The organism is Phreatobacter sp. AB_2022a (genome assembly GCF_026847585.1).
Classification (GTDB): domain Bacteria; phylum Pseudomonadota; class Alphaproteobacteria; order Rhizobiales; family Phreatobacteraceae; genus Phreatobacter.
In genome coordinates, this window is the sequence record NZ_JAPSET010000111.1 from 1 (window position 1) to 1006 (window position 1006).

Annotated in this window: 1 pseudogene; it reads left to right on the forward strand. The window is 66.6% G+C overall.

What is annotated here, in order from left to right:
* Positions 1–1006, forward strand: a pseudogene (locus OZ671_RS31890) (IS3 family transposase); the annotation flags it as partial.

A 1006-nucleotide genomic window follows, 5' to 3' on the forward strand; every position in this document is an offset into this window, starting at 1 on the left:
GCCTCGATCTACAATTGGAAGGCCCGCTTCGGCGGGATGGACGTCTCGGAGGCGCGCCGCCTGAAGGCGCTGGAGGACGAGAACACGCGGCTGAAGCGTCTGCTGGCCGACGCCATGCTCGACAATGCGGCGCTGAAGGATCTGGTGGGAAAGAAGTGGTGACGCCCGCGGCCAAGCGGAAAGCTGTCGTTCGCCTGAAGGATGCCTTCGGGATGAGCGAACGGCGGGCGTGTAAAGCCATCGGCTGCTGCCGCATGACGGTTCGCTACGAGACCAGCCGTCCGGACGAGGGCGAGGTCCGCGAGCGGATGAAGGCGATCGCGCAGGAGCGTCGCCGGTTCGGCTATCGGCGTCTTCTCGTGATGCTGAGGCGCGAAGGCCTCGTGGTGAACCACAAGAAGCTGTTCCGGCTCTACCGGGAGGAGAAGCTTGCCGTTCGCCGGCGTGGTGGCCGCAAGCGGGCGATCGGGACCAGGGCGCCGATGCTGGTGCCGCTACGTCCCGACGAGCGCTGGTCGCTCGACTTCGTGTCGGATCAGCTCACCGACGGCCGTCGCTTCCGCATCCTGGCGATCGTCGACGACTGCACGCGCGAATGCCTGGCGCTGGTGGTCGACACGTCGCTTTCGGGCATGCGGGTTGCACGCGAGCTGGACAAGCTCGTCACCGATCGCGGCCGGCCGAGGATGATCGTCAGCGACAATGGCAGCGAGTTCACCTCGAACGCCATCCTCGCCTGGGCCGATCAGAACCGCGTCGAATGGCACTATATCGCGCCGGGCAAGCCGATGCAGAACGGCTTCATCGAAAGCTTCAACGGCCGCCTGCGCGACGAGCTGCTCAATGAGACGCTGTTCACCTCGCTGGCCCAGGCACGCGGGGCAACCGCGCTGTGGCGCACCGACTACAACACGGCGCGGCCGCACTCCCAGATCGCCTGGCAGACACCGCACGAGTTCGCCAGCACCTTCACCCCGCGACGGTCGCTCGCGTCGCGCTACGCCAA